The sequence below is a fragment of the Streptomyces sp. NPDC030838 genome (assembly GCF_055572035.1).
The window spans coordinates 437,969-464,365 of record NZ_JBVIED010000001.1; the positions used below are offsets into that span (position 1 = coordinate 437,969).

A 26,397-nucleotide genomic window follows, 5' to 3' on the forward strand; every position below is an offset into this window, starting at 1 on the left:
GCGAGGGGACTCAAGCGGGGCTCAAGCGGTTCTCGACCACAACTCCCTTCTATCGTAGGTGAATTCACTACCCTGTCCCATATGTGGCTTATCGGGTTACTCGGGGCATTCGCCGTCATCGTCCTTCCCGCGCTGCTCGCGCGGAGACTGCTCGGCATCCGGGCCGGCGCGCTGCGGGTGGTGGTCGCGGCGCTGGTCGGCGTCTCGGTGTCCGGGACGCTCGTCGGCCCGCAGCTCCAGAACGCCGGAGGCGGCTGGGCGCTCCTGCCGCTGATGCTCGGCATCGGCCTGCTGACCGCGATGGTCTGCCTGGTCGTGCTCGACCTGATCGTGGCGGACCGCCGGATCCGCCCGCTCGGCCGGCTCCGGGCCGTCCGCGGGCGGCTGGCCCGTGCCCGGCGCTACTCCGAGATCGTGGGGATCATCGGCCGGCACGGTCTCGGCCCGTACGTCACCGGCCGGGCCAGGAACAACGGCGGCACCCGGCACCAGCAGCTCGCCCACGAACTGCGCGAGGCGCTGCAGGCCGGCGGCACCACCTTCGTGAAGCTGGGCCAGCTGATGTCCACCCGCCGCGACCTGCTGCCCGAGGCATACGTCACCGAACTCAGCAGGCTCCAGGACCGGGTGCCGCCCGCGCCCTGGCCGCAGGTCGAGGCGGTGCTGCTGGAGAGCCTCGGGGCACCGCCGCAGGAGGTGTTCGCCGAGTTCGACCGCGAACCGCTCGCCGCGGCCTCCGTCGCACAGGTGCACGCCGCCGAGCTGCGCGACGGCACCCGCGTCATCGTCAAGGTGCGGCGGCCCGGCATCCGCGAGGCCGTCGAACGCGACCTGGACATCGTCGGACGGCTGGCCCGCACCCTGGAGAACCGCACCGAGTGGGGCCGTTCGCTGGGCCTGAGCGAACTCGCCCGCGGATTCGCGGTGGCGCTGCGCGAGGAGCTGGACTTCCGGGTGGAGGCGCGCAACCTCACCGTCGTGCGCCGGGCCGCCGAGGAACGCCGCGACGGCAGCGTCACCCTGCCCGCGGTGTACGAGGAGCTGAGCACCGAGCAGATCCTGGTGATGAGCCGCATCGACGGGGTGCCGCTCGGCCAGGCGCGGCCGGACAGCCCCGAGCACGGGGCGAAACTGGCGCGGACCCTGCTCACCGCGCTCCTCGACCAGATCATGTACGACGGGGTCTTCCACGCCGACCCGCACCCCGGGAACATCCTGCTGCTGCCCGACGGAAGCCCGGCGCTGCTCGACTTCGGCTCGGTGGGACGCCTCGACGGCGGGCTGCGCTCCGCCATGGTCGGCCTGTTCCTCGCCGTGGACCGCGGCGACCCGGCGGCCCTGCGCGACGCCCTGCTGGAGGTCACCGAGCGGCCCGAGGACGTGGACGAACAGCGGCTGCAGCGGGCGCTCGGCCAGTTCAGCGGCCGTCATCTGGCGCGTGGCTCGGCCCCCGACGTCCGCATGTTCACCGATCTCTTCCGGCTCGTGGCCGACTTCCGGCTGGCCGTGCCGCCCGAGATCGCGGCCGTGTTCCGGGCCCTGGCCACGCTGGAGGGCACGCTGAGCCGGGTCTCGGCGGGCTTCGACATCCTCGCCGCCTCCCGGTCGTACGCCTCGGCCCGGTTCACCCGGCAGCTGGAACCCGAGACCGTCCGGGACGCCGCGCGCGACGAGCTGCTCACCCTGCTGCCGGTGCTGCGCCGGCTCCCCCGCCGCCTCGACCGGATCACCGGGGCGCTGGAGGAGGGCCGGCTCGGGGTGAACGTCCGGCTGCTCGCGGACCAGCGGGACCGCCGGGTGATCGGCGAACTGCTCAGCCGGGTCCTGCTGGCTGGGCTGGGCGTGTTCTTCGGAGTGCTCGGGGTCCAACTGCTCGGCCTGGAGGGCGGCCCCGAGGTGACGGCCGATCTCAGCCTGTACGCGGTGATCGGCTATCACCTGCTGGTGCTGTCGGCGGCGATGGTGCTCCGCACGATCCACGTCCTGAGCCGACCGCTGTCCTGACGGGGGGGGCGGAACGGCCCTCAGCGATCCACCACCGAGCCAAACCGCCACGGCCGGCCGCGACGAGAGCGGCCGGCCGTGGTCGTGCGCTGCCCTCTTCGGTCACACCGGAACGGGGAGGACCGCTCGGGGTGCGCCGCGGCGGACGACCCGTCCGCCGTCCATCACCAGCACCTCGTCCATCTCCTCCAACCCCACGGTGCGGTGGGTGACGAGGACCAGGGAGCCGCCCCGGGTGGAGGCGAGCACATCGGCCAGCACCGCATCGGCGGTCGCCGGGTCCAGGCCCTCGGTCGGTTCGTCGAGCAGCAGCACCGGTGGAGCGGCCAGCAGCGCCCGGGCGAGCACCAGCCGCCGGCGCTGTCCGCCGGACAGCCGGTCCCCGTCGGACCCGACGACGGTGTCCAGCCGCTCGGGCAGCGAGAGCACCCAGTCCAGCAGGCCCGCGCGGCGCAGCGCGTCGCGCAGCTGGGCGTCGGTGGCGCCGGGGCGGGCGGGCAGCAGGTTGTTCCGTACGGAGGTGTGGAAGACGTGCGCGTCCTGGAGGGCCCCGCTGACCGTACGCCGCAGCTCCGCCTCCGGGACCCGCGCCAGCTCCGCACCGCCGAGCAGGATCTCGCCCCGGCTCGGCGTGGCGAACCGGGCGATCGCCGCGAGCAGCGTCGACTTGCCCGCGCCGCTCGCCCCGACGACGGCCACCCGCCGCCCCGGCGGCAGCTCCAGATCGACCCCACGCAGGGCGAACGGCCCGTCGGGGCGGTGGCGTACGTACAGGTCGCGGACGGAGAGATGCGGGGCGACCGCCGCGAGCACCGGTCGGCGTGTCGTGGGGGCGGCGGTGGCCGCGGTGGCCGCCCGGGGCGAAGGCGGTGGGTCCAGCAGTGCGCGGACGCGGCGGGCGCTCTCCGGCAGGGCGGTCAGGTGCTGGGCCGCCGTCGGCAGGGGGGACAGGGCCTCGAAGGAGGCCAGGGCCAGCAGGGGCAGGGTCACCGACCACACCCCGGGCACGGTCCGCGCGCAGACGACGGCCACCGCGACGGTCGTGGCGCCCTGCACCACGGTCAGGGCGGCCGCGGCGAGCACGTTCAGCAGGGCGGCGCCCCGGTCGTGGGAGCGCAGGCGGCGGGCGGTGTCGGCGGCCCGCGCGGTCTCGCGGTCCGCCGCGCCGAAAACACGCAGGTCGGCCGCGCCGTCCAGGAGATCGACGGTGCGGACGGCGAGTTCGGCGCGCAGGGCCGCGCCCCGGCGGGCGGCGCGGGTCGAGGCGGCCGCCGTCAGGGCCGGCAGGAGCAGGCCGCCGCAGGCCAGGCCCAGTGCCAGGACGAGTGCGGCCGGTGGGGAGACCACGGCCGCGCAGGCGATCGCGGCGGCGGACACCGCCGCCGCGGACAGCACCGGCAGCGCCACCCGCAGCAGCGCGTCCTGGACCAGGTCGACGTCGGCGACCAGCCGGGAGGCGGCGTCCGCGTCCCGTACCGTGCGGGCGTCCTCGTGGGCGGGCCGGCGGGCCAGCGCGCCGAACACCCGGGCGCGCAGCCGCGCCACCGCGCGCAGAGCCGCGTCATGGCCGGCCAGCCGCTCCCCGTACCGGAACAGGCCGCGGGTCACGGCCAGCGCCCGTACCGCGACGATGGCCACCGACAGCGCGCCCATCGGGGGGTGCTGCGCGGCGCGCGCGATGAGCCACGCCGCCAGGGCCATCAGCGCCACCCCGGCCAGGTCGGCGGCCGTCGCCAGAACGGCCGCGGGCAGCAACCGCCGCAACGGTCCCGCCGTCCGCAGCACCGAGAACAACGCCCTCACCGGGCCACCTCCCGTTCGCGGACCGTCCCGTCCCGTACGTCGAGCCGGCGGTCGGCGCCTTCCAGGAGCCTCGCCCGGTGCGCGACGACCAGGACGGTCCGGCCGGTCATCAGCCGTTCGCCGGCCGCGAGGACCGCCGACTCGCTGTCGGCGTCGAGACCAGCCGTGGGTTCGTCGAGCAGCACGAGGGGCGCGTCGCGCAGGAAGGCGCGGGCGAGCGCGATGCGCTGCCGCTGCCCGGCGGAGAGTCCGGTGCCGCGGGCGCCGAGCCGGGTCGCGTAGCCGTCGGGCAGCGCGGCGACGAAGCCGTGGGCGGCGGCGGCCCGGGCGGCGCGCACCACCTCCTCGTCCGTGGCGCCCGGATCGCCGAGCCGGATGTTGTCGGCGACGCTGCGGTCGAAGAGATACGGCCGCTGCGGCACCCAGCCGATGCCGCGGCGCCAGGCGTCCTGGTCGAGCGAGGCGAGGTCGCGTCCGCCGACGAGGACGCGGCCTTCGTCGGGGCGGACCAGGCCGAGCAGCACGGCGAGCAGCGTCGACTTGCCCGCTCCGCTGGGGCCGGTCAGGGCGACCCGTTCTCCCGGTTCGATGGTGAAGGAGACACCGCGCAGGACGGGTTCGGGCCGCCCGGGGAGCCGGACGGTGACGTTCTCGAAGCGGATGCGCACCGGGCCCTCGGCGGACGCCGCGTCCCCCGGGTGCCTGGCCGACCCGGTGTCCCCGTCCTCCGCGTCCAGCAGCGCGAACGCCTCACGGGCCGTCGCCATCCCCTCCGTTCCGGCGTGGAACTGGCTGCCGAGCACGCGCAGCGGCAGGTACGCCTCCGGGGCGAGCAGCAGCACCGTCAGCGCGGTCGTCAGGTCGAGGGAGCCGTGCAGCAGGCGCAGGCCGACCGGGACGGCGATGAGGGCCAGCGACAGGGTGGCCACGGTGTCCAGGACCAGGGTGGACAGGAAGGTGATGCGCAGGGTGCGCAGGGTGGCCCGGCGGTGGGTGTCCGCGACCCCGGCGACGATCTCCTCCTGGGCCTCGGCGCGGCCGAAGGTGCGCAGTGTGGGCAGGCCGCGCAGGGCGTCGAGGAAGTGGCCGCCGAGCCGGGCGAGGGCCGCCCACTGGCGGGCCGTGGCGTCCCGGGTGTGCAGTCCGACGAGGGCGCCGAAGACCGGGATGAGCGGCAGGGTGACCAGGAGGATCGTCGCGGCGAGCGGGTCGTGCGGCAGCATCGCCGCCAGGACGGCGGGCGGCACCAGCGCGGCCACCAGCAGCTGCGGCAGATAGCCGACGAGGTACGGGTCGAGGGCGTCCAGGCCGCGCGTGAGCAGGGTGCTGATCTCGCCCGCCCGGCGGTCCTGGGCGTCGTAGCCGCTGCGGCGCGCGGCGGCCTTCAGCAGGCCGGTCCGCAGGGCGAGTTTGGTCTCGGCGGCGGCCCGCTGCGCGGCGGCGGCCCGTACCCAGCCGGCGAGTCCGCGCGCGGCGACCGCCACGGCGACCCAGGTGACGGCGGCGGCCGTGGGCCCGCGCCCGGTGAAGGCCTCCCCGAGCAGCCGGGCCAGCGCGAGGGCCTGCCCCACGGTGCCCGCCGCGCCGAGCAGCACCCCGGCCGCGACCAGCACCGCCGCACCCCGGCTGCGCGGAGTCAGCCGCAACAGCCGCCCGCGCACCGCCCGGTCACCGGCAGCACCGGAGGAATCCCGCCGCGCCGCCCGCTCACCGGCGGCGCCCGACCGATCCCGCCGCGCCGCCCGTTCCCCGGCCGCGCCCGACCGATCCTGCCGCGCCACCCGGTCACCGGCCGCGCCCGACCGATCCCGCCGCGCCACCCGGTCACCGGCCGCGCCCGACCGATCCCGCCGCGCCACCCGGTCACCGGCCGCACCGGACGCGTCCCACCGCGCCGCCCGCTCGCCGAGCCCGGCCGACGCATCCCCCCGCGCCGCCCCGCCGGGCGACCCGTCCGACGAGTCCCCTTTGCGCCGTCGTACCGTGCCGTCACCGAACCCGGCCACCACGCCTCCCCCGTTCCGTCACCGGTCTCGCGCCGCTCTCTGACGTACCGTCAGAAGTACGCCGGGGACCGCTCGTCCGCCTTGGCGCGGTGGGCCCACCACTGCATCGCCTGGAAGGCGAGCAGCACCGGCAGGACCAGCAGCACCACCGGTCCGACGACGCTGAGGGTGGAGGGGTCGGCCGCGGCGTCGGAGACCGAGACGTGTTCGCCGCCCGTCCTGCCGACCACCACCTCGGGGAAGTGCGCGGCGCCGAGCAGCAGCACCGGGGCCAGCGCGGCGAAGGCGCTGACGACGGGTGCCTTCCAGCCGGCCGAGGCGGTCAGGCGGGGAGCCAGCAGCAGGGCCCCGACGGCGGCCAGGAACAGCAGGGCGGCGGGCAGCGGGTTGAGCAGGCCGTCGCGCGCGGTGCCGTCGGCGACCGCGGCGACCGCGGTGAGGGCGGCGAGCCCGGCCGCCCCGGGCGCCAGCCGGCGGGCGAGGTCCGCGGCCCGCCCGGACACCGGCCCTTCCGTGCGCACCGCGAGGAACACCGCCGCGTGCACGGCGAAGACGGCGACCGCGGTCAGCGCGGACAGCACCGTCACCGGGCGCAGCAGCACGCCCGCGTCGACAGCGAGATGGCCGTCGTGGACCGGCACCGCGCCGAGCAGCGCACCGCCGAGCGTGCCCCACATCAGCGCGAGGACCAGGCAGGTGAGCCACACCAGGGCGTCCCAGCGGCGCCGCGCGCGCTCGCCGGAGACCCGGCGGCGGAACTGGGTCGCGGCCTCGCGAACCAGCAGCGCCGCGACGGCGAACACGATCACCGGGTACATCCCGCTGATGACGCTGGACTCCAGGCCGGGGAAGCCGCCGAGGGTGATGCCGGCCGCCGCGACCAGCCAGACCTCGTTGCCGAGGAAGAACGGCCCGGTGGCCGCGGCGACGGTGTGCCGTTCGGCGTCGTCGCGCGCCAGCCACCGGCCGATGATCCCGGTGCCGAGGGTGATGCCGTCCAGGGCGAGGTAGCCCGCCAGGAACAGCCCCAGCAGCGCGTACCAGATGTTGTGCCACACGATGAACTCCCAGTGCGTTCGGCGCCGTCGGGCTGTCAGAAGGTCGGGGCGGAGGACGAGGCGGAGGACGAGGCCGACGCCTGCTTCGGCAGGTCCGGGACCTCGGGGGCGTCCACCTCGGCCTCACCGGGCGTACGGCCGAGGTGGGAGCCGTCGGGGCCGCGCCGGGCGAACCGGAAGAGCAGCGCCCAGTCCACGACGATCAGGGCGACGACGAGGGTGCCGAAGACGAGCAGCGAGGTGAGGACGGTGCCGTGGCCGAGCCCGGGGGTGACCGCGTCCTCCGTCTTCAGCAGGCCGTAGACGGCCCAGGGCTGGCGTCCCACCTCGCGGAAGATCCAGCCGGAGATGTTCGAGACATACGGCAGGACGAGGGCCGCGGTGAGCAGCCAGAGCAGCACCTTGCGGCGGATCAGATTGCGCTTGATCATGAACAGCACGCCGATGACGGCGATCAGCATCATGAACAGCGCCGGGATGATCATGACGAATTCGGCGGTCTGGCTGAACCCGGGCGGGAAGTAGTCGTCCGGCCCGAACTTCCGGGTGAACTCCTCGACGAGGGCCTGCGCCCGGTCCGACCGCTCGCCGTACTTGGTGGGCGTCTGCTTCACCGAGTGGCCGATCTGCCAGCCGCCCAGCGAGGCCGTCACCAGGATGAACACCGGGGTGAGCGGCAGGGCGAGCTTCATCGAGGACCAGAAGAACTCCTCGTGGCCGGTGCGGCGGCGCAGGTGCCAGGCGCTGACGGCGATGATGAAGAAGGAGCCGGTGACCACGGCGGCGGCGAGGATGTGGAACGCCGCGGACAGCGCGTTGGGGTTGGTGAGCAGCGCCGTGAAGTCGGTGAGGCGGGCCTCGCCGTCCTTCATCTCGTAGCCCACCGGGTGGTTGAGGAAGCCGTTGGCGGTGAGGACGAAGAAGACCGAGGAGTACGCCGTGAGCGCCACCAGCCACAGCAGCGTGGTGTGCAGGACGCGGCCCATCCGGTTCCAGCCGAAGATCCACAGACCGAGCAGGGTGGACTCGGCGAAGAACGCGACGAGGGTCTCGATGGCCAGCGGGGCGCCGAAGACGTTGCCGACGAAGTGCGTCAGTCCGCTCCAGGTGAGGCCGAACTGGAACTCCATCACGATGCCGGTGCCGATGCCGAGGGCGTAGTTGATGACGTAGAGCTGGCCCCAGAAGCGGGTCTGCCGGCGGTGGGCTTCCTTGCCGGTGATGGCCCAGCGGGTCTGCATCACCACCAGGTAGGTCACCAGTCCCAGCGTCAGGGCGACGAACAGGAAGTGGGCGATGGCGGTGATGGCGAACTGGAGCCGTGCGAGTACGAGCACGTCGTCCACGATGGTTCCCCTCGGTCGGCTGAGCAGCCGTGTGTCGTGTGATGGCTTGCGTCGTTCAGCGGGTGGATGGACGGCCTCCCCACTTCAGCGGAGCCGGCTGGAGGGCCGCTCGAGCCGCGCTGGAGCCCCGCTGGATTCCCGGGCCCGCGGCCGTCCCTGACGCGGGGACGGCCGCGGCCGGTGCCGGGCGGCCGTCTCAGGGGCGGCTGGAGTAGGCGAGTTCGTCGTGCTCGATCGCCAGCTCGTCGGTGTACACGAGATCGAGGTAGCGCTCCCCCCGGTCGGCCAGCAGCGTCAGGACGCGGCTGGGGCGCGGCAGGTCGGGCAGCAGCTCCTCGACGGCGGCCACCACCGAACCGGAGGAACCCCCGGCGAAGATGGCCTCCTGGCGCAGCAGCCGGTGGCAGCCGCGGATGGCGGCGGCGTCGTCGATGTGCACCACCCGGTCGATCTCGGCCGGGGTGAGCAGCTCCGGCACCCGGCTGGATCCGACGCCGGGCAGCATCCGCGGCCCCGGTGGCGTGCCGAAGATGACCGAGCCCACGGCGTCCACCGCCACCACCTGGAGCCGGGGCCACACGCGGCGCAGGCCGCGGGCGAGTCCGTGCAGGGTGCCGGTGGTGCTGACGGCGGCCACCAGGACGTCGACGGGTTCCGGGCAGTCCTCGATGACCTCGCGGGCGGTGGTGACCGCGTGGGTCTCCCAGTTGAGGTGGTTGGCGTACTGGTTGATCCAGACCGCGTCGGGATCCTCGGTGATCAGGTCCTGCACCCGGGCCAGCCGGGTGTGCAGATAGCCGCCGGCGGAGTCGACCTCGCGGACCATCTCGATCTCGGCGCCGTACTGGCGCAGGATCCGCAGGTTGGTGCGGGAGGCGTTGGGGTCCACGACGGCGGTGAACCGCAGCCCGTAGCGGACGGCCACCATGGCGAGCGCCACGCCGAAGTTGCCCGAGGTGCTCTCGACGATGTGGGTGCCGGGGCGGATCATGCCGTCGGCGATGCCGCGCTCCACGATGTAGCGCGCGGAGCGGTCCTTGACGCTGCCGCCCGGGTTGAGCATCTCGAGCTTGGCGAGGACCTCGACGCCGTCCTGGGGGAAGAGCCGGCTCAGCCGGACGAGCGGGGTGCCGCCGACGCAGTCGGTGATGGAGTCGTGGATCACGCCGTCTCCCGGTGGGCGGAGGGGGCGCCGAACAGGGCTCGGCACCCGTCGAGTCCGTCGATCTCGCAGGTCACCTCGGCGGCGGGGCTCAGCTCCCACTGGGCGCGGGTCATGCGCCAGCGGGTGAGCACCACCGGTTCGCCGCGCCGGTCCTGCACCTCGATGCCGTCCGGCTGGTAGCCGAGCTTCTTGTTGACGGCGAGGGCGGCGGAGTTGTCCTCGAACACGGCGGAGGTGGCGTGCCGGGCGCCGAGCCCGGCGAACGCGAGGTGGAGTGCCGCGGCGCGCATCTCGGTGCCGATGCCCTTGCCCTGGTGGCCACGCGCCACCCAGCTCTCGGAGGCGACCTCGCGCAGCTTGGGGAATCCCCGGGCCTGCAGGCCCTGGACGCCGATCGGGCGGCCGTCCAGGAACACGGCGAGGCCGAGGTTCCAGTAGTCGGGGCGGCTGAGTGCGAGTCCCTTCCACAGGTACTGGAGGACCCTGCCCGCCACCACCTGCGGCAGCGCGTTGCTCCAGCCGCCCTGGAAGGGTGAGGCGTCGGGGGCGTGGATGCCCTGGTCGGCGACGAGTTCGGCGAGGGAGCGCAGATCGCTCTCGTCGGGGACGCGCAGCTCCAGCCGGGGGGTGGTGAGCCGGAGCCGGAACTGGGGCGCCCAGACCGCGAGGGCGGCGCGGTGGCCGCCGGGTGCGGCCGCCGGTCCGTCGTGCGGTGCGCCCGGTGTGGTCCGGGTGCTTTCAGCGATGTTCTCTGCCATGGGTGGAATGCTCCGCAGACGGTCTCAACGGGTGGTGGAAGACGTCTCGACGTGCGGACGGGCCGGGTTCCCGGGCAAGCGGGCGCCCGCGCCCCGCCGGCCGCCGGACGCCAGCCGTACGGCACCGGTCACCAGGCCGGTCAGGATGATCAGCGGCCACAGCACGTCGGGCAGGGCGCCGACCGCTCCGCCGAGCCCGAGCAGCCCGAACGCCGCGGCGCGCAGCCACCGCGGCCGGGCCGGTCCGGGCGCCGGTACGGCGAGCAGGGCGCCGGCGACGAGCAGGGCGCCGCAGGCCGCCGGGTCGAGGACGGTCAGCGCGTCGAAGGCGTCACCGAAGGCGCCTCGCACGGCGGCCAGCGGGGGCACCACCCAGAACCAGGCGAGCCCGGCGGCGGCGAGCGCGCCGGCGAACCGTTCGGGCGTGCCGTGCCACCGGCGCCGCATGCCCCGCTCGGCGAGGTCGACGGCGTTGAACGGGCCGTACAGCACGGGCCGCCGGCCGAGCAGCAGCACGGGCAGGGCGGCCAGTTCGATGCCTCCGTATCCGGCGAGGCCGGCGACGAGCACGGACAGCTCGACGTACAGCGCGACGCCGAGTGCGGGGCCGTCGGGCAGGACGCCGATCGGGTAGAGCAGCATCGGCAGCAGGAGCAGGGCGCCGCCGGGCCAGCCCGACAGGCCGGTGCGGGGGCCGCGTTCCAGCTGCGGGCGGAGCAGGACGAGGAGCCCGGTGTAGGCGGCGGCCAGGGCGAGGGCGGTGCCCGCCGCCGCGAGGAGTTCGCCGCCGCCGTGGTCGGGGGCCTTGGTGGTGAGGATGTGGGTGAGCGCGGCGGCGCCCGCCGCGACGCGCACGGTCCGGCCGACCGGCCCGGCGTCCCGTCCGAGCACGAGGGCCCGGCTCCGGCGCGGCGCGCCCGCGACCGCCCTCCCGGCTCCCCCGGCCCGCCCGGTCCCCACGCGACGAGCCACCCCGTCGGACCCCGCACGGCGAGTGTCCCGTTCGGACCCCGCACGGACAGCCGCCCCATCGGACCCCGCACGACGAGTCACCCCGTCGGACCCCGCGCGGACAGCCGCCCCATCGGACCCCGCGCGGCGAGTCGCCCGGTCGGTCCCGGGTGTGCCCGCCGCGCTCACAGCTCCACCCGGACGCCGTAGCGGCGCAGCCAGTCGTTCAGGCCGAGCAGCATCTCGACGTTGGCCCGGGCGACCCAGGCGCGCATGCCACTGTCCAGGACGGACGGGTCGTCGATGAGGGCGCGGACACCGGCGGTGTCGGCGAGCGGCGCGGCCGGGGCGGCGGGGTCGGCGAGCAGGGCCGCCATGCCCTCGCACAGGGCGTGGCCGTAGGCCGGGTCCTGGGTGACGGGGTAGGGGCTCTTGGCGCGGTTGACGACGTCGTCGGGGAGCAGGTCGGCGACGGCGGCGCGCAGCAGGGACTTCTCGCGGCCGTCGAAGCTCTTCAGCGACCACGGCACGTTGTAGGCGTAGTTGACCAGGCGCCAGTCGCAGAACGGCATGCGGGTGCCGAGACCGGCCGCCGAGCCGAGCGACTCGTCGTGGCTGAGCAGGGTCTCCAGCCAGCGGGTGAGGTGGAAGTAGGTGATCTCCCGCATGCGCAGGGTCTGGCCGCTCTCGCCGTCCAGCCGCGGCACCTCGGCCATGCTGGTCGCGTAGGCGTCGGCGCAGTAGCCGTTGAGGTCGAGCTTGCCGAGCAGGTCGGGGGCGAGCAGGTCGCCGCCCAGGCCGTGCTTGCCGCCGCCGAAGCGGGCCATGGCGACCCAGGGCAGGGTGGGGGCCTCGACGAGTTCCTTGTTGTGCACCCAGGCGAAGCCGCCGAAGACGGCGTCCGCGATCTCGCCGAGCAGCACCGAGCCGACGTGCTCGCGCACCGCCCGGCACAGCAGGTGCAGCGAGGTGTTCATGTTGCCGAGCGGGCTGGGCACGTCCTTGGCCCGCAGTACGGCGGCGCGCACCGCCGGGTCGATGATGTCGGCGGTGTCCAGCACCAGGTCGGTGTGCTCGGTGCCCAGGTGCCGGACGACGGACTGCACGAAGGGCGCGTCGGGGCTGCCCCAGATCTCGTCCTGCTTGAACTCCTCGGCGGCGCCGAAGGAGACGGTGAAGGTGCGGACGGTGCCGCCGCCGCGCTCGGCGAGCGCCTGGTGGGCCAGCGCGGTGACGGCGCTGGAGTCGATGCCGCCGGACAGCAGGATGCCGGGGACGGCCCCGGTGCCCAGGCTGCGCCGGACGGAGGCGCCGAGCAGCTCGCGGATCCGGGCGATGGTCTCCGCCTGATCGTCGGTGTGCTCCTGGGCGGTCAGCTGCCAGTACCGGTGGCTGGTGCGGCCGCCACGGGAAAAGCGCAGCACATGGCCGGGCGGCACCTGGGCGAAGCCCTTGAGGATGCCGTGGCCGGAGGTGCCGGCGTAGGAGAACAGCTCGCGCAGACCGTCCGCGTCGATGACCGGCTCGACGGCGGGGTGGGCGAGGATCGCCTTGCGCTCGGAGCCGAACAGCACGCCGGAGGCCAGCGGGTAGTAGTAGAGCGGCTGGTTGCCCAGCCGGTCGCGGGCCAGCACCAGCTCCTGGTCGCGCTCGGACCAGATCGCGACGGCGAAGGCGCCGTCGAGGTGCTCGGCGAACCGCTCGCCCCAGCGCAGATAGGCGCGGCCGACGAGTTCGGCCTGGGTGACGGGCCGGCCGGTCACCCCGAGGTCGGCGCGCAGGGCCTCGGCGTCGTACAGGGTGCCGGTGACGGCGGCGGCGAGCACCGTGCGCCCGCCCTCCTCCAGCACCCACGGCTGGCGCGGGGCGCCGGTGCCGTCCGCGTCGGACCAGCGGGCGCCGACGGCGGCGTGCTCGGCGAGCCACAGCTTCTCCCCGTCGGGGCCGCGCTGGGCGAGGGAGGCGGTCATGGCGAGCAGCGTGGGCCGCTCGCGCCGCAGATCCCGTTCGTGGTCGATCCATCCTGCGATTCCGGACACGGCGTGGGGCTCCTCTCGGTAAGGGAGCCACAGGCTGGCCGCGGCACCTCAAGTTTGACTGGACGGCCTCTCCAGCAGTCGTGCGGACGATGCTCCACGGACGGGATCCGGGCGACCGGGTCCGGCCGTCCGTACCGAAGGGAGTGTGGCTGTGGGCAAGGAGCCCGAGGAACTTCTGGAGCGGTCCGAGGAGTCGGCGGACGTTCTGATCGTGGGCGGCGGGATCACCGGACTGAGCTGTGCGCTGTTCCTGCGGCACCACGGGGTGCGGTGCGTGCTGGTGGAGCGGCACGCGTCGACCTCCGTCCACCCCCGGGCGTGGGGGTGGTACCCGCGGACGCTGGAGCTGTTCCGGTCCGTCGGGGTGGAGGAGCCGGTGCTGCGGGCCGCCGCCGGCTACGCGGAGCACCGCCGCCAGGCGACCGTGGAGTCGCTGGCGGGCCGTGAGCTGAAGGCGACCATGCTGCCGGAGCCGGGCGATCTGAGCGCCGTGACGCCGTCCCGGCAGATCGCGCTGGGCCAGGACGTCATGGAGCCGATCGTCCGCGAGGCCGCCGACCGGGCCGGGGCGGTGCTGCGCTACGGCACCGAACTGACCTCGTTCGAGCGGCCGGAGGGCGTGGACGGCCCGGTCGTCGCCACGACGAAGGACCGGGACACCGGCGAGGAGCGGCGGATCCGCGCCCGCTGGCTGGTCGCCGCCGACGGCGGGCGCAGCCCGGTGCGGGAGACGCTGGGGATCCGCCGGGTCGGCCGCGGCACCCTCCAGCACCAGGTGAGCATCCTCTTCCGCGCGGATCTGCGCGGGCCGCTGGCCGGGCGCCGGTTCTCCATCTGCCAGATCGAGAACGCGGACATGAGCGGCGCGGTGCTGGGCCACGACGACACGCTGGGGCGCGGCACCCTCATCCTCCAGTACCGCCCCGAACAGGGCGAGGCGCCGGAGGACTTCGACACCGAGCGCAGTGTGCGGCTGGTGCGTTCGGCGATCGGCGACCCGGACGCGGAGGTGGAGATCATCGGCGTCCTGCCGTGGGAGCTGGCCGCGCTGTCCGCGGAGCGGTTCCGGGACGGCTCGGTGTTCCTGGTCGGGGACTCCGCGCACGTCATCCCGCCGATCGGCGGCTACGGCGCCAACACCGGCGTACACGACGCCCACAACCTGGCCTGGAAGCTCGCCGCGGTGCTGAACGGCGAGGCGGGCGAGGGGCTGCTCGACACCTACGACGCGGAGCGCAGGCCGGTCGCCGAGGCGACCATCGAGCAGGCCCAGCTGCGGCTGCTGGTGCGCTCCGGGCGGGCCGGCGAGGAGCAGCGCCGGGCCACCGTGGACGTGCTCGCGGTGATGCTCGGGCACGGCTACCCGACCGCCGCCGAGCCGGGCACGAGCCTGGCCCGGTTCCGGGAGCCGGCGGAGCTGACCGGCGAGCCCGGCACCCGCGCCCCGCACGTTCCGGTGGAGCTGCGCGAGGGGGACGAGGCCCGTCCCGGTTCCCTGCTGGACCTGTACGGCTCGTCGCTGGTGCTGCTCTGCGGTGCCGAGGGCTCGCCGTGGCGGCGGGCCGGCGAGGACGCCGCGCGGCGCGTCGGGGCACGGCTGCGCACGGTGGCGTTCGGCACGGCGGTCCGGGACCTGTCGGAAGAGGGCTGGCACGCGCGGTACGGGGTAACGGCCGACGGTGCCGTGCTGGTGCGCCCCGACGGGTTCGTCGCCTGGCGCTCGGCCGGCGCCCCGGCGGACGGCGCCGCCGCGCTGGAGGCGGCCCTGCGGCGCACGCTGGCGCGGGACTGAGCACGCGGAAGGGGCCGCCGTCCGGGAGGACGGCGGCCCCTTCTTTCTTTTTCCTTCTTTGCCGCGGGGAGGAGCGGCGTTACGACACGCGGAAGTTGGCCATCATCGCCATGTCCTCGTGCTCGAGGTTGTGGCAGTGGAAGACGAACTTGCCGGTGTAGTCGTCGAAGCGGACGAGCAGGCTGAGCTTCTCGTTGGGCATCATGCGCGCGGTGTCCTTCCAGCCCACGTCCTCGGGGTTGAGCGTGGTGGAGCCGCCGCGCCTGTACACCTGGAAGGGCGACAGATGCAGGTGGATGGGGTGGTGGGTGGTGGAGCTGAACTCCCAGATCTCGATCTCGCCGCGCCTGACGTCGGCCCAGCTGCGGTCGGTGGAGAACGGATAACCGTTGATCTTGTAGACGTAGTGCCCGTTCTCCTGGTTGCGGGCGAGGGTGAAGGACCGGGTGCGGACCGCCTTGGCCGGGTCGAGCCGCTCGACGGTCGACAGCGTCGCCGGCACGGAGGTGCTGTCGGTGATCTTGTCCCCGACGACGAACTGCATGATGTCGGCGGTGGAGCCGGAACCGAGGCTGTTCTTCACGGTGACCTTCGTGCCGGGGGCGTACAGGCCGAAGTTCACGACCACGTCGAACCGCTCGCCCGGCACCATGTAGATCGAGTCCATCTCCTGCGGCTTGGCGAGCAGTCCGCCGTCGCTGCCGATCAGGGTGAAGGGCTCGCCCGACGGGGGCTCCGGGTCCAGCTTGATCCGGTAGCGGCGGGCGTTCGAGGCGTTGAGCAGCCGCAGCCGGTGCCGGGCGCCCGGCACCTCGAGACGCGGCCAGGGCACCCCGTTGACCAGGATGACGTCGCCGGTCATGCCGTTGTGCGCGTCGCCGGTGACACCGGGGGTGGTCTTCAGGGTCGGGTCGATGGACGGGTAGGCCAGCGCGCCGTTGGAGTCGAACGCCCGGTCCATGATCATCACAGGGATGTCGCGGTCGCCCTTGGGCAGCGGCAGCGCGTCCTCCTCGTCGTCGTGGACGAGGTACATGCCGGCGAGCCCGCGCCAGACCTGCGGCCCGGTGAAGTCCATCCGGTGGTCGTGGTACCAGAGCGTGGCCGCCCGCTGGGCGTTCGGATACGTGTAGTTCCGGGTGCCCTCCGCGGTCGTGCCCTCCATCGCCACCCCGGAGTGGTGCTGGTGGGCCGACGCCGTCCAGCCGGAGGTGGGCAGCAGCAGGTCGGTCGGGTAACCGTCGCTCTCCGCCGGCGTCTTGCCGCCGTGCAGGTGGGTGACGATCGGCACCGGCAGGTCGTTGCGGGTCCGCACGACCGCCGTACGGCCCTTGCGGACCTTGAAGGTGGGGCCGGGGAACGTGCCGTTGTAGCCGAAGATCTCGGTCTGCACACCGGGCAGGATCTGCACCTTGGTGGCGTACGCCCGGACGTCGAAGTAGTCCGTCGTGCCCTCGGACGACGTCGGCGTGATGACCGGCGGCCGTTTGAAGGCGAGGCTGAAGGCGGCCGGAATCGGCACGTCCCCGGACTCTATGACGCCCTCGTCGCCGCCGCCGTTGTTGCAGCCGGCGGCGAACGGGAGGATCAGTCCGGTGGAGGTGGCGCCGACGGCACCCAGGAAACGGCGTCGTGAAAGAGACATGTGCCTTCCTAGTCGATGACGATGAGCGAGCGGTCCAGCGTGGTCAGGAGCCGGTTGCCGCCGGGCTCGACGACAAAGGGGTCCTCTATATGGACGCCGCCGAGGCCGAACTCGTAGTACGGCGTCTCGGAATTGACGACGGTTCCCTCCTCGATCACGTCCCCGTTGCCGGGAGTGAGGAGGACCGGCTCGTAGATCTCCGCGCCGATGCCGTGACCCACGTGGTGCCTGCGGTAGTGCGGCACCCCGGCTTCGCGGACCGCCTCCACGGTGCGGTCGAACAGCTCGCCGCCCGTCATGCCGGGCTTGGCGGACTCCAGTGCGGCCTGCTCTCCGGCCAGCATCGCCGCGTAGGTCGCGGTGAGCCGGGGCGAGGGCGGGCCGAAGCTGGCGGTCCGCGCGATGTCGGACCAGTACCCGCGCCGGGTGCAGCCCACGTCGAACCAGATCGAGTCGCCGCGGCGCAGCGGGGTGTCCGACGGCCGGGTCTGACCCAGCACCCCGTCCCGGCCGAACTTGATCAGCGTGAACCGCGGACGGCCGCCCCCGCGGGCGACGGCGGTCTCAAACTCCCGCACCATGTCCTGCTCGGTGACGCCCTCGGCGGCGATGCCCAGGGCGGCCCGGATCCCGGACTCGGCGAGGGCGGCGGCCTCGGCGAGCCGGTGCACCTCCGCCTCGGTCTTGACCTTGCGGACCTGCTGGAGCACGGCCGCGGCGGGGCGCACCGCGGCGGCCGGCAGGGCCTCGGCGAGCCGGTCGAGGAAGCCGAGCGGGGCGGCGTTCTCGTCCACGCCGATCCGGGCCTTCGCCAGCCCGGCCTCGGTGAGGATCCGCACCAGCGCGGCCAGGGCGTCCGGCGCGGGCGGGGCGTCCACCCCGACCTCCCGGAACCGCTGCTCGCGCGGGGTGAGTTCCAGCCCCTCCGGCAGCACCCGGTGGAAGGTCCCGTAGGCGACGACGCCGCTGAGCGCGGTGGTGGCGTCCAGGAACTGGTCCACGTCGCCGCGCGAGCTGGCGAAGTACGGGGCGTCCGGGCGGTCCCGGGTCACCACGGCCAGGGCGCGGCTGCTGTACGGGTGGTTCTGGCCGCCGACGCTGGAGATCCCCGTCAGGTAGAGGACGTTCTCCGCCGAGGTGGCGACCAGGGCGTCCAGGCCCGCCTCGTCCAGGTGGCGGGCCAGGCGCCGGGCGCGCGACGCGTCGGCGGTCACAGCGCGAGCCTCACCCGGTAGTGGTCCAGCCACAGGTTCAGCTGGAGCATCAGCTCGACGTCGGCGCGGGCCATCCGGTCCTTGGTGAGCCGCTCCAGGCTCGCCGCGACCGCTCCGGCCGCCTCCACGTCCATGATCTGCCGCACCGGCGCGTCCGGGTCGGCGAGCACCGCCTTCATCGCCCGCTGAAGACCGGCCGGGTAGTCGGGGTGGTTCGAGACCGGGGACGCGCTGCGGTGCCGGTTGAGCACCGACTCGGGCAGCAGGTCGGCGACGGCCGCGCGCAGGACGCCCTTCTCGATGCCGCGCCGGTTGTGCATCTCGTTGGGGATGTTGTACGCGTACTGGACCAGCTCGGGGTGGTTGATCGGCGTCCGCAGCTGGAGGCCGGCCGCCGAGTAGGAGCCCGCGTCGATGCCGAAGCGGGTGTTCATCAGGTAGGCGACGCGCCGCATGTGGCGCTGCCACTCGTCCTCCTCGGGCAGGTACTCGACCTCGGCGACCGCGGTCGCGTACACGTCGCGGTAGTACGTCGGGAAGTCGAGCGCGGCGAGCGCGTCCGCGTTGAACAGGCCGGTGCCGAAACCGTTGGCGGCGCCGAACTTCTGGGCGAGCGCCACCCACGGGAAGGTGCCGGACAGCACCAGGTCCTTGTGCGTGAACCAGGTCGCGCCCTGGAAGTACTTGTCGCCGCCGTACCCGGCGAAGACCACCTTGCAGCCCTCCTGCGCGGCGCGCTGCACCGTCAGGTACTGGGCGGTGTCCATGTCGTACTGGCGGGTGGGGAAGTCCTTCGACTTCAGCATCCCGACCCGGACGATCGGGTCGAGGATGTCCCCGGTCTCCAGCTCCACCAGGGTGTGGTCGGCGCCGATGTGCTGGGCGACCTCGGTGGCGAACGGTGTGTCGTGCGTGCTGCGCATGACGTCGGCGCGGAACTCGCTGCTGCGGAACTCGATGGTGAACGCGCGCAGGCTGCCGCTCTGCGAACGGGCCAGCGAGTCCGCGGCGAGGCCCGCGACGGCGGAGGAGTCCGCGCCGCCGGACAGCATCACCAGCATCTGCGCGGGGTCCTCGGTCAGGTTCTCCTCGACACTGCGCGCCAGGATCTCGCGCACGGTGGCGACGGTCGTGTCGTAGTCGTCGGTGTGCGGCTGGGTGCTGATGCCCCAGTACTTGCTGCGCTTGAGGCCGTCGCGGCCCCAGCGGGCGATCTCGGCGGCGCCGATCCGGTCGAAGCCGGAGAAGATGCCGCCGTGCGGCAGCGCCTGGGACACCGCCTCGCGCAGCCCGGCCGCGTCGACGACCGGGTCCACCTCGGGGTGGGCGAGCAGTACCTTGCGCTCGGAGCCGAACACCATGCCGGTGGCGGTGCGGGTCCAGTACAGCGGCTGGCCGCCGAGGTGGTCGCGGGCGAGGACCATCTCCTCGGTACGGCCGTCCCAGATCGCCACCGCCCAGGCGCCGGTGAGCCGGGGCAGGAAACCGGCGCCCCACTCCCGGTAGGCGTGCGCGACCAGGGCCGTCGGCCCGTCCGACGCCGGCACCCGCACCCCGGCCGCCGCCAGGTCGGCGCGCACGGCCTCGGTGCCGGTCGGCCAGCCGGTGACACAGGCCACGATGTCGTGCTCGCCCGCCGGCAGCACGTACGGCTGCTCGTCCCTCACCCCGTCGAGATGCAGCAGCCGGGCCCCGAGCGCGGCGTGCTCGCCGGTCCACACCGCCTCCCCGTCCGGCCCGCGTTGCGCCAGCGTGGACGCCATCGCCGTGACGACCGGCCGATGCCTGCGCAGGTCCCTTTCGAAGTCGATCCAGCCAACGAGCCCGGACACGGCGTCACCTCTCGTCCCACATCTGTCGGTACGTCTGTGAAGGTCACCGGCAGCATCCGCGCGCACGGTCGCGCCCCGGACGCACCCCGCTAGAGCCGCGGTCGACACCGCAGGCCGCGCGGCCGGTCGTCGAACGATCCTCGAGCCGTCCTCCGCGGTTCCTGCGGACAGTGGCGGCGACGTGAGTCAAGACCTCGAGGAGGCGTACGTGACCACCCAACCGACCGTGCCGCGGAGCTCCTGGCTCGCGCTCGGCGCGGTCCTGCTCGCAGGATTCCTGCACACCTTCGACGTGACGGTGGTGAGCATCGCCGCGCCGTCGATCCAGGACGGACTCGGCGCGTCCGACGCGGCCGTGCAGTGGCTGCTGGCCGGCTACAGCCTCGCCTTCGCGCTGCTGCTGGTCACCGCGGGCCGCCTGGGCGACGCGTACGGCCGCCGGCCCCTCGTCCTGTGGGGCATCGTGGCGTTCACCCTGGCCTCGGCCCTGTGCGCGGCGGCGCCGAACGCCGCGGTGCTGATCGCGGCCCGCGTGCTCCAGGGCCTCTCCGCCGCCCTGCTGGCCCCGCAGATCGCCCCCGTGATCATCCTGCTGTTCCCCAAGGAGCGGCGCGGACCGGCGTTCGGGGTGCAGGCCGCGGTGATCGCCGCGGCCACCTGCGGCGGGCCCGTGCTCGGCGGACTGCTCGCCCACGCCGACTTGTTCGGCCTCGGCTGGCGGGCCGTGTTCCTGGTCAACCTGCCCGTGGGGGCGGTCGCCCTGGTGATGGCCGCGCGCTGGCTGCCCGCCGAGCGGGCGGAGCGTGCGCCCCGCCTGGACCTGGTGGGCGTGGCGGTGGCGACGGCGGGCCTGCTCCTGCTGCTGGTCCCCCTGGTCCAGGGCCGGGAGACGGGCCACCCGCTGCTGCTGATGCCGCTGGCAGCGCTCGGTGTCGGGGTGCTGGCCCTCTTGGCCCCGCTCCAGCGCCGGGCCGAACGCGCCGGCCGCACCCCACTCCTCGCCCCGGGCCTCTTCCGCGGTCGTGCCTTCCCGGCGGGCGCGGCGGTGAACTTCCTCGTGCTGGGCGCGGTGGCGTCCTTCTTCCTGGTCTACGTGGTCCACCTCCAGGACGGACTCGGCTACAGCGCGAAGGAGGCGGGCTTCACCCTGCTGCCCTTCGCCCTGTCGGCGGCGGTGGCCTCCGGCGCATCGGTCCCGCTGACCGGGCGCCTGGGGCGGCCCATGCTGGAGTGCGGGGCGGTGCTGATGGTGCTCGGCACCGCCGTTCTGCTCTGGCAGAGCCTGGACCGCGGGCTCGGCCTGCGCCCTCTGCACATCCTCCCCGGCCTTGTCCTGTGCGGCGCGGGGATGGGCCTGCTGAGCCCTCCGCTGTACAACCTCACGCTCTCCGCGATGCCCCACGGCGGCATCGGCTCGGCGAGCGGGGTCTTCTCGACCTTCGGTCAGATCGGCAACGCGTTCGGCGTGGCCCTCGTGGGCTCGGTGTTCTACGGCCTGGCAGCGAACGCAACGGACTCCGTCCGGGCGGTGTCCTGGGCCCTGGCCTGCCAGCTGGTGATGTACGTCCTGGCTCTGACGCTGCTCCGTGCAGGCCTCCCCCGCCCGACCCGCCCCACCGAGGCCCCCGTCCCCCGCGCCCCGGTGCGCGAACACCAGCCGCACTGAGCCTCCGGCTCCTGCCTCGCCCCTGGCCGTCGTCCTTCGGCCGGGGGCGAAGTGGTGGACTGGGGCCGGCTGCGGGGTGCGGGCCGGTGGGGGTTGGTCGCGCAGTTCCCCGCGCCCCTTTAGGTGGGTCCACTGGTCCCAGCTCAAAAGGGGCGCGGGGAACTGCGCGACCAGCCACAGACGACCCGCAGCCCGCAACGCACCCACACCCCTACGGCGCTCTTCGCACCGCAAAGGGCGCCCCCGCGGAGAAGCCTCCGCGGGGGCGCCCTGGGAGCGCGTGAACCGGTGTCAGGCGGGAGCGATCTCGCGGATCACCTCGGTGACATACATCGCCCCACCCTTGCGGTACGGCTTGAGCTTGAGGCGATGAGTGAGGTGCCGCTCGGTCACCTCGAACGAGCGAAAGCTCGCCTCGGAGGTCCAGTCACTGAGCACCCAGTACACGCCCTCCTCCTCCGTGTCCCGGACCAGCGTCTGGCCGAGGTTGTCCGGTTCCCGGGAGATCGACTCCCCCACTTCCCGCCAGGTCCGTTCGAAGTCCATGGCCATCTCCGGGAAGATCTCCATGCGGAGGATCACCCTGTGCGTCACCGTTCTCCGTCCCTTCCGTCGTCGGTCGTGCCGTTGCGCGCGAGCAGCCGTGACACCACCGCGCGCAGCGTGTTGCGGGCGAAGACCGGCGCGTCCGCGCAGCGCCAGGCGACGACCCCGTCGGGCCGTACCAGGACCGCGCCCTGCGCCGTCACGCCGTACCGCTCCGGCCACCGGTCGTCGACGTCGGTCAGCTCCGCCCCGATGCCGTACACCTCCAGCGGCACGCCCAGTTCGTGCGAGACGGCCGGGGCCGCCTCCCGCCAGGCCCGGTTGTCGGGGCCGGTGAGCAGCACCGGGCGGGAGCCGAACAGGTCCAGCACAGACAGTTCCGCGCCGCCGCGGCGCAGCCGCAGGTGCGGGGCCCGGCTGCCGGGGCGGCCGTCGTTCTCGGCGGACCAGACGCCGTAGCCGGGCAGGATGCCGTCCTCCCAGGAGGTCACGGCCGAGGAGCGGTACCGCCAGGACAGCCAGACGAGGGCGTCCTCGACGATGCCGGGATGCACCGGCGGCCGCTCCCCGGGCTCGTCGACGAGCCGCGGCCGGTCCTTGGAGCGCAGGACGGCCTGCTCGACGGTGGCCCGGCTGATCGGCCGGCGCTCCTCGTCGTAGCTGTCGAGCAGTTCGGGACCGGCCCAGCCGTCGAGGACGGCGGCGAGCTTCCAGGCCAGGTTGTGCGCGTCCTGAATGCCGGTGCTGGAGCCGAAGCCGCCGCTGGGCGGCATGACGTGCGCGGCGTCCCCGACCAGGAAGACCCGCCCGTCGCGGAACCGGTCCGCGGTCCTGGCGGCGCCCTCCCAGGGGGAGACGGACAGGATGCGGGGGTCGAGGTCCGGTACGCCCGTGGCCGCCCGGACCAGGTCGGCGCAGCGCTCCTCGGTGAAGGACTCGAAATCCGTCGCGGCGGGGTCGTACGCGATGTGCAGCAGCCAGTCGGTGGCGTTGTCCAGCGGCATCAGGGCGCCGCGCACCTGCTCGTTGAACGTGTAGCACATCAGGAACCGGCGGCCGGCGAGCTGCTCGGTGAGGTCGGCCCGGAAGTGCACGTTGACGTAGTGGCCGAGCAGTTCGCCGTCGAAGGGGATGCCGAGCGCGGCCCGGACCCCGCTGTGCGCACCGTCGGCGGCGACCAGGTAGCGGGACTTGATCGTGCGTTCGGCGCCGGTGACCCGGTCCCGGACCCGGGCGGTGATCTCCTCGCCCGCGGGGCCGTCCTGGGTGAAGGAGAGCAGCTCGGTGTGGAAGCGCAGGGCGACGCCGAGCCGTTCGGCCCGGCCGCGCAGCACGTCCTCCAGCTCCCCCTGGTGGCACAGACACCAGCCGGTCGGGGACAGCGTGCCCACGTCGGCGCCGACGTCCATGACGTACTTCTCGTCGAGAGCGCCGAGTTCGGGACCGGCCAGCGAACGCGCGGCGATCACCCCGGAGTTGCCGGCGAGCAGCCGGGCCGAGGGCATGGCCCGGATCTCCTCCTCGACGCCGGCGGCCCGCATCAGCTCCATCGCCCGCGGATGGACGCCGCGGGCGCGCGGGTGGCCGGAGAGTTCGGGCTGCCGCTCGATCAGCAGGCAGTCCACGCCCTGCTGGGCGAGGAAGACGGCGGTCGAGAGTCCTGCGAGTCCCCCGCCGACCACCAGGACATCGGTGTTCCGGAGCGTGCTCCGGGTGGTACTCAGCACAGTGTCACCCTCCTTGCTCGGGCCGGTGTTCGACGAGGACGGACGCGTCCTTGTCCCCGTCACCGGCGGCCAGTACCTGGGCGAACCGCTCCCGCACCGTGCCCAGCACGGGCATGGCGGTGCCGAGTTCGGCGGCCGCCTCCATGGCGATCCGGATGTCCTTCTCCATCAGCTCGGAGCGGAAGAAGGCCGGCTCGTAGGTGCGCTTGAGCATCAGTTCGGCGCGGAACCGCATCACCAGGGAGCTGAAGCCGCTCGCCGAGACGACGCCGATCAGCTGGTCGCGGTCCAGTCCGGCGGCGGTGCCGTAGTCGACGGCCTCGGCGAGCGCGGCGACCTGGGCGCCCAGCAGCAGGTTGAGGATCAGCTTCATGCTCGCGGCGGTGCCGGGGGCGCCCAGGTGGACGACCTCGGTGCCGATGGCCTCCAGGACGGGGCGCGCCTCGTAGAGGTCCTCCGACGCTCCGGAGACGAACACCCGCAGCTCGCCCTTGCGGGCCTGGAGCGGGTTGCCGACGACGCAGGCCTCGACCCGGCGCAGGCCCTTGGCCGCCAGCCGGGCGGCGGCCTCGCGGGCGTAGCCGGGGGACACGGTGGAGGTGTCCACGATGACCGTGCCGGGGGCGAGGACGGGGACGATCCGGCCGAAGAGGATCTCCTCGACGGCCGCCTCGTCGCTGAGGCTGAGCATGACGAGCTGGTGTCCGGCCGCCGCGCGCTCCGGGGCGTCGGCGAGCCGGGCGCCGGCCTCGACGAGCGGGGCGGCCTTGGCCGCGGTCCGGTTGAAGACGGTCAGGGTGTGGCCGGTGTCCAGCAGCCGCCGGGCCATGCCGCCGCCCATGTTGCCGAGGCCGATGAACGCCAACTGGCGGTTTGCCATGGTGAGTTCTCTTCTCTCTGGTCTCAAGGAGGTGCTTGTCGGGGGCGTGGGGGTGAGGGCGCGCGGCAGCGGGGTGCTCAGTACGCCGCGTCGACCTCGTAGACGGCGAACGGGGCGCCGGTGCGGTCGTCGCGGAAGGGCCGCAGCGGCGCGGTGTCCTGGCGGTGGTCCGCGCCGGCCTCCCAGGCGCGGAAGGCCTCCAGGGACTCCCAGCGGCTCAGCACGGCGAGCGCGGTGGGGTCGTGGGGGCTGCGCAGCAGCTCGTTGCCGAGCATGCCGGGCGCCCCCGCGAGCCGTTCGCTCACCTGGTGGTACGCGGCGCGGACGGCGGCGAGCTGCTCCTCGTCGTACGCGGCCTGGTAGACCACGACCCGCACCTCGCCGCCGCCCGCGCCGCCCTCACCGGGCACCGGCGGCCGCCTTGCCCTCGATGCCGTGCAGCACCTCCATGACGTGGAAGGTGCCGCCCTTGCGGAACGGGTGGAGGGTGGCCCGGTGCTCCAGGTGGGCCGGGCTCTCCTCGAACTCGCGGAACCGCGGCTCGTCCACCCAGTCGCTGACGATGACGTACGTGCTGCCGTCGGTGCCCTCCTCGCGGGACAGCGACTGCCCGAGGTTGGCCGGGTGGCCGGTGACCGCCTCGGTCCCCTCCAGCCAGGCCTTCTCGAAGTCGGCCTCCTTGCCCGGCTCGATCTCCATGCGCAGCATCACCCGGAAGGCCATCAGGAGATCCCCCCGTCGACGCCGATGGTGTTGCCGGTGACGTACCGGGACAGGTCGCTGGCCAGCCACAGGATGGCGCCCGCGACCTCGTCGGGGGTGCCGAGCCGGCCCAGGGCGGTCTTGGCGCCGTAGCGCTCGGCCATGAGGCGCTGCTGCTCCTCGGGCATGGCGTGGAAGTTCTCGGTCTCGATGACGCCGAGCGCGACCACGTTGAAGCGAATGCCCTGGGGGCCGAACTCCTTGGCCAGCGACCGGTTGAGGCCGACCAGGGCGGCCTTGGTCGTGGTGTAGTGGGCGCGCAGCGGTATGCCGGCCTCGACGGCGCGGGAGCCGATGGACACCACCGAGGAGCCCTCGCCGAGCAGCGGCAGGGCGTGCTGGATGACGAGGTGGGCGCCGGTGACGTTGGTGGCCAGGATGCGCTGCCACTCCTCCAGCGGGAGTTCGGCGTACGGGATGTGGCTGATCGCGCCGGCGTTGTTGACGAGCAGGTCGAGGCGGTCGCCGTGCAGCTCGCGCACCTTGCCCAGCAGCGCCGCGATCTCCTCGGGCTGGGACAGGTCGGCGCGCAGCACGTGGTGGTCGCCGCCGGTTTCCTTCAGTTCCCGCTCCAGCGAGGCGACGTACTCGCTGTCGCGCTGGTAGCAGGTGACGACGTCGACGCCGGCCCGGGCGAGGGCCAGCACGACGCCCCGGCCGACACCTCGGGTGCCGCCGGTGACCAGGGCTTTCTTGCCCTTGAGGCCGAGATCCATGGGGGTTCCTCCGTAAGTCGTGCGAAGGGTCAGAGCAGGAAGCCGAGCGCGGCGCAGTTGGCGACGAGCGCGATGATGGTGAGCACGCTGCGCCGCTGGTTCCACGCGCCCCACTCGCGGCGCGGGTCGCGGAAGTCCTTCGGCAGGTTGTCCGGGTCGATGGTCCGCATCCACCGGTTGACCGGCGCGTTCTTGGTGACCGAGATCAGCGCGGTGGCCGCGGCGAGCACCCCGGCGACCGCGAACAGGGTGCGCGCCGCGGTGCCGGACGCGCCGGCCGCCAGCACCGCGTCGAGGACGACGGTGGCCATCAGGCAGATCGGCATCGCCGGGTCGTAGCGCTGCCCGAAGAACGCGTGGGCGTGCACATAGCGGTCGGTGGGCAGCGAGGCGAGGTAGGGGAAGCCGCCGAGCTGGGTGCCGAAGAGGACCCCGGCGGCCAGGCCGTTGCAGAGCAGGAGCAGGGGGGCGAGAAGGTTCAGCACCG

General features: G+C 73.8%; 21 protein-coding genes. 3 read left to right on the top strand and 18 right to left on the bottom strand.

What is annotated here, in order from left to right:
- Positions 1 to 81: 81 nt before the first annotated feature.
- A complete protein-coding gene (locus tag ACZ42A_RS01940) occupies positions 82 to 2,004 on the top strand; it encodes an ABC1 kinase family protein (protein ID WP_468525167.1) in 1,923 nt (640 codons plus the stop codon).
- 102 nt (positions 2,005 to 2,106) lie between these two features.
- On the opposite strand, the gene cydC is transcribed toward ACZ42A_RS01940, so the two are convergent.
- The 8 genes from cydC to asnB all read right to left on the bottom strand — a co-directional run bounded on the left by cydC (position 2,107) and on the right by asnB (position 13,130).
- Positions 2,107 to 3,807 carry a thiol reductant ABC exporter subunit CydC gene (gene cydC / locus ACZ42A_RS01945; RefSeq protein ID WP_468525168.1) on the bottom strand — a complete coding sequence of 567 codons (1,701 nt, stop codon included), beginning with the start codon at positions 3,805 to 3,807 and terminating at the stop codon, positions 2,107 to 2,109.
- Positions 3,804 to 5,813, bottom strand: coding sequence for a thiol reductant ABC exporter subunit CydD (gene cydD / locus ACZ42A_RS01950; RefSeq protein WP_468525169.1), 2,010 nt, complete (start codon positions 5,811 to 5,813; stop codon positions 3,804 to 3,806). Before cydD ends, cydC begins: the two co-directional genes overlap by 4 nt.
- A gap of 50 nt (positions 5,814 to 5,863) precedes the next feature.
- Positions 5,864 to 6,871: a cytochrome d ubiquinol oxidase subunit II gene (locus tag ACZ42A_RS01955; RefSeq protein WP_468525170.1), complete on the bottom strand. Its 1,008-nt coding sequence runs from the start codon at positions 6,869 to 6,871 to the stop codon at positions 5,864 to 5,866.
- Positions 6,872 to 6,906: 35 nt separating this feature from the next.
- On the bottom strand, positions 6,907 to 8,208 hold the full coding sequence (locus ACZ42A_RS01960) for a cytochrome ubiquinol oxidase subunit I (protein WP_468525171.1): 1,302 nt from the start codon (positions 8,206 to 8,208) through the stop codon (positions 6,907 to 6,909).
- A gap of 205 nt (positions 8,209 to 8,413) precedes the next feature.
- Entirely contained in the window at positions 8,414 to 9,382 is a 969-nt protein-coding gene (gene sbnA, locus ACZ42A_RS01965; protein WP_468525172.1) for a 2,3-diaminopropionate biosynthesis protein SbnA, read from the bottom strand.
- Positions 9,379 to 10,140: a GNAT family N-acetyltransferase gene (locus ACZ42A_RS01970; RefSeq protein WP_468525173.1), complete on the bottom strand. Its 762-nt coding sequence runs from the start codon at positions 10,138 to 10,140 to the stop codon at positions 9,379 to 9,381. The genes sbnA and ACZ42A_RS01970 overlap by 4 nt, the downstream gene beginning before the upstream one ends.
- A 24-nt stretch (positions 10,141 to 10,164) precedes the next feature.
- Complete coding sequence (locus ACZ42A_RS01975; RefSeq protein ID WP_468525174.1) at positions 10,165 to 11,031, bottom strand: DUF6410 domain-containing protein; 867 nt, start codon at positions 11,029 to 11,031, stop codon at positions 10,165 to 10,167.
- Positions 11,032 to 11,276: 245 nt separating this feature from the next.
- Positions 11,277 to 13,130, bottom strand: coding sequence for an asparagine synthase (glutamine-hydrolyzing) (gene asnB, locus ACZ42A_RS01980; RefSeq protein WP_468525175.1), 1,854 nt, complete (start codon positions 13,128 to 13,130; stop codon positions 11,277 to 11,279).
- A gap of 151 nt (positions 13,131 to 13,281) precedes the next feature.
- Here asnB and ACZ42A_RS01985 point away from each other — a divergent pair, with 151 nt between their 5' ends.
- A complete protein-coding gene (locus ACZ42A_RS01985; protein ID WP_468525176.1) occupies positions 13,282 to 14,922 on the top strand; it encodes an FAD-dependent oxidoreductase in 1,641 nt (546 codons plus the stop codon).
- A gap of 79 nt (positions 14,923 to 15,001) precedes the next feature.
- Here ACZ42A_RS01985 and ACZ42A_RS01990 read toward each other — a convergent pair whose 3' ends face one another.
- From ACZ42A_RS01990 to ACZ42A_RS02000, 3 genes are read right to left on the bottom strand one after another with little or no spacing between them, the layout of a single operon-like run.
- The gene (locus tag ACZ42A_RS01990; RefSeq protein ID WP_468525177.1) at positions 15,002 to 16,567 is read right to left on the bottom strand and encodes a multicopper oxidase family protein; all 1,566 of its coding nucleotides are present in this window, start codon (positions 16,565 to 16,567) and stop codon (positions 15,002 to 15,004) included.
- 8 nt (positions 16,568 to 16,575) lie between these two features.
- A complete protein-coding gene (locus ACZ42A_RS01995) occupies positions 16,576 to 17,781 on the bottom strand; it encodes a M24 family metallopeptidase (protein ID WP_468525178.1) in 1,206 nt (401 codons plus the stop codon).
- On the bottom strand, positions 17,778 to 19,613 hold the full coding sequence (locus tag ACZ42A_RS02000; RefSeq protein ID WP_468525179.1) for an asparagine synthetase B family protein: 1,836 nt from the start codon (positions 19,611 to 19,613) through the stop codon (positions 17,778 to 17,780). The genes ACZ42A_RS01995 and ACZ42A_RS02000 overlap by 4 nt, the downstream gene beginning before the upstream one ends.
- Before the next feature lie 208 nt (positions 19,614 to 19,821).
- Between ACZ42A_RS02000 and ACZ42A_RS02005 the strand changes: the two genes are divergently transcribed.
- Positions 19,822 to 21,279, top strand: a complete 1,458-nt coding sequence (locus tag ACZ42A_RS02005; protein WP_468525180.1) for an MFS transporter — start codon at positions 19,822 to 19,824, stop codon at positions 21,277 to 21,279.
- Positions 21,280 to 21,570: 291 nt separating this feature from the next.
- Here ACZ42A_RS02005 and ACZ42A_RS02010 read toward each other — a convergent pair whose 3' ends face one another.
- From ACZ42A_RS02010 to ACZ42A_RS02040, 7 genes are all read right to left on the bottom strand, one after another.
- Positions 21,571 to 21,873, bottom strand: a complete 303-nt coding sequence (locus tag ACZ42A_RS02010) for an antibiotic biosynthesis monooxygenase family protein (RefSeq protein ID WP_468525181.1) — start codon at positions 21,871 to 21,873, stop codon at positions 21,571 to 21,573.
- On the bottom strand, positions 21,870 to 23,552 hold the full coding sequence (locus tag ACZ42A_RS02015; RefSeq protein WP_468525182.1) for an FAD-dependent oxidoreductase: 1,683 nt from the start codon (positions 23,550 to 23,552) through the stop codon (positions 21,870 to 21,872). The genes ACZ42A_RS02010 and ACZ42A_RS02015 overlap by 4 nt, the downstream gene beginning before the upstream one ends.
- Before the next feature lie 4 nt (positions 23,553 to 23,556).
- On the bottom strand, positions 23,557 to 24,432 hold the full coding sequence (locus ACZ42A_RS02020; protein WP_468525183.1) for an NAD(P)-dependent oxidoreductase: 876 nt from the start codon (positions 24,430 to 24,432) through the stop codon (positions 23,557 to 23,559).
- Between the two features lie 77 nt (positions 24,433 to 24,509).
- Entirely contained in the window at positions 24,510 to 24,842 is a 333-nt protein-coding gene (locus ACZ42A_RS02025) for an antibiotic biosynthesis monooxygenase family protein (RefSeq protein WP_468525184.1), read from the bottom strand.
- Positions 24,832 to 25,155: an antibiotic biosynthesis monooxygenase family protein gene (locus tag ACZ42A_RS02030; RefSeq protein WP_468525185.1), complete on the bottom strand. Its 324-nt coding sequence runs from the start codon at positions 25,153 to 25,155 to the stop codon at positions 24,832 to 24,834. Before ACZ42A_RS02030 ends, ACZ42A_RS02025 begins: the two co-directional genes overlap by 11 nt.
- Positions 25,155 to 25,910, bottom strand: coding sequence for an SDR family NAD(P)-dependent oxidoreductase (locus ACZ42A_RS02035; protein WP_468525186.1), 756 nt, complete (start codon positions 25,908 to 25,910; stop codon positions 25,155 to 25,157). Before ACZ42A_RS02035 ends, ACZ42A_RS02030 begins: the two co-directional genes overlap by 1 nt.
- Before the next feature lie 29 nt (positions 25,911 to 25,939).
- Positions 25,940 to 26,395 (bottom strand): anthrone oxygenase family protein, encoded by a 456-nt coding sequence (locus ACZ42A_RS02040; protein ID WP_468525187.1) that lies wholly within the window; start codon positions 26,393 to 26,395, stop codon positions 25,940 to 25,942.
- Between the last annotated feature and the right edge of the window lie 2 nt (positions 26,396 to 26,397).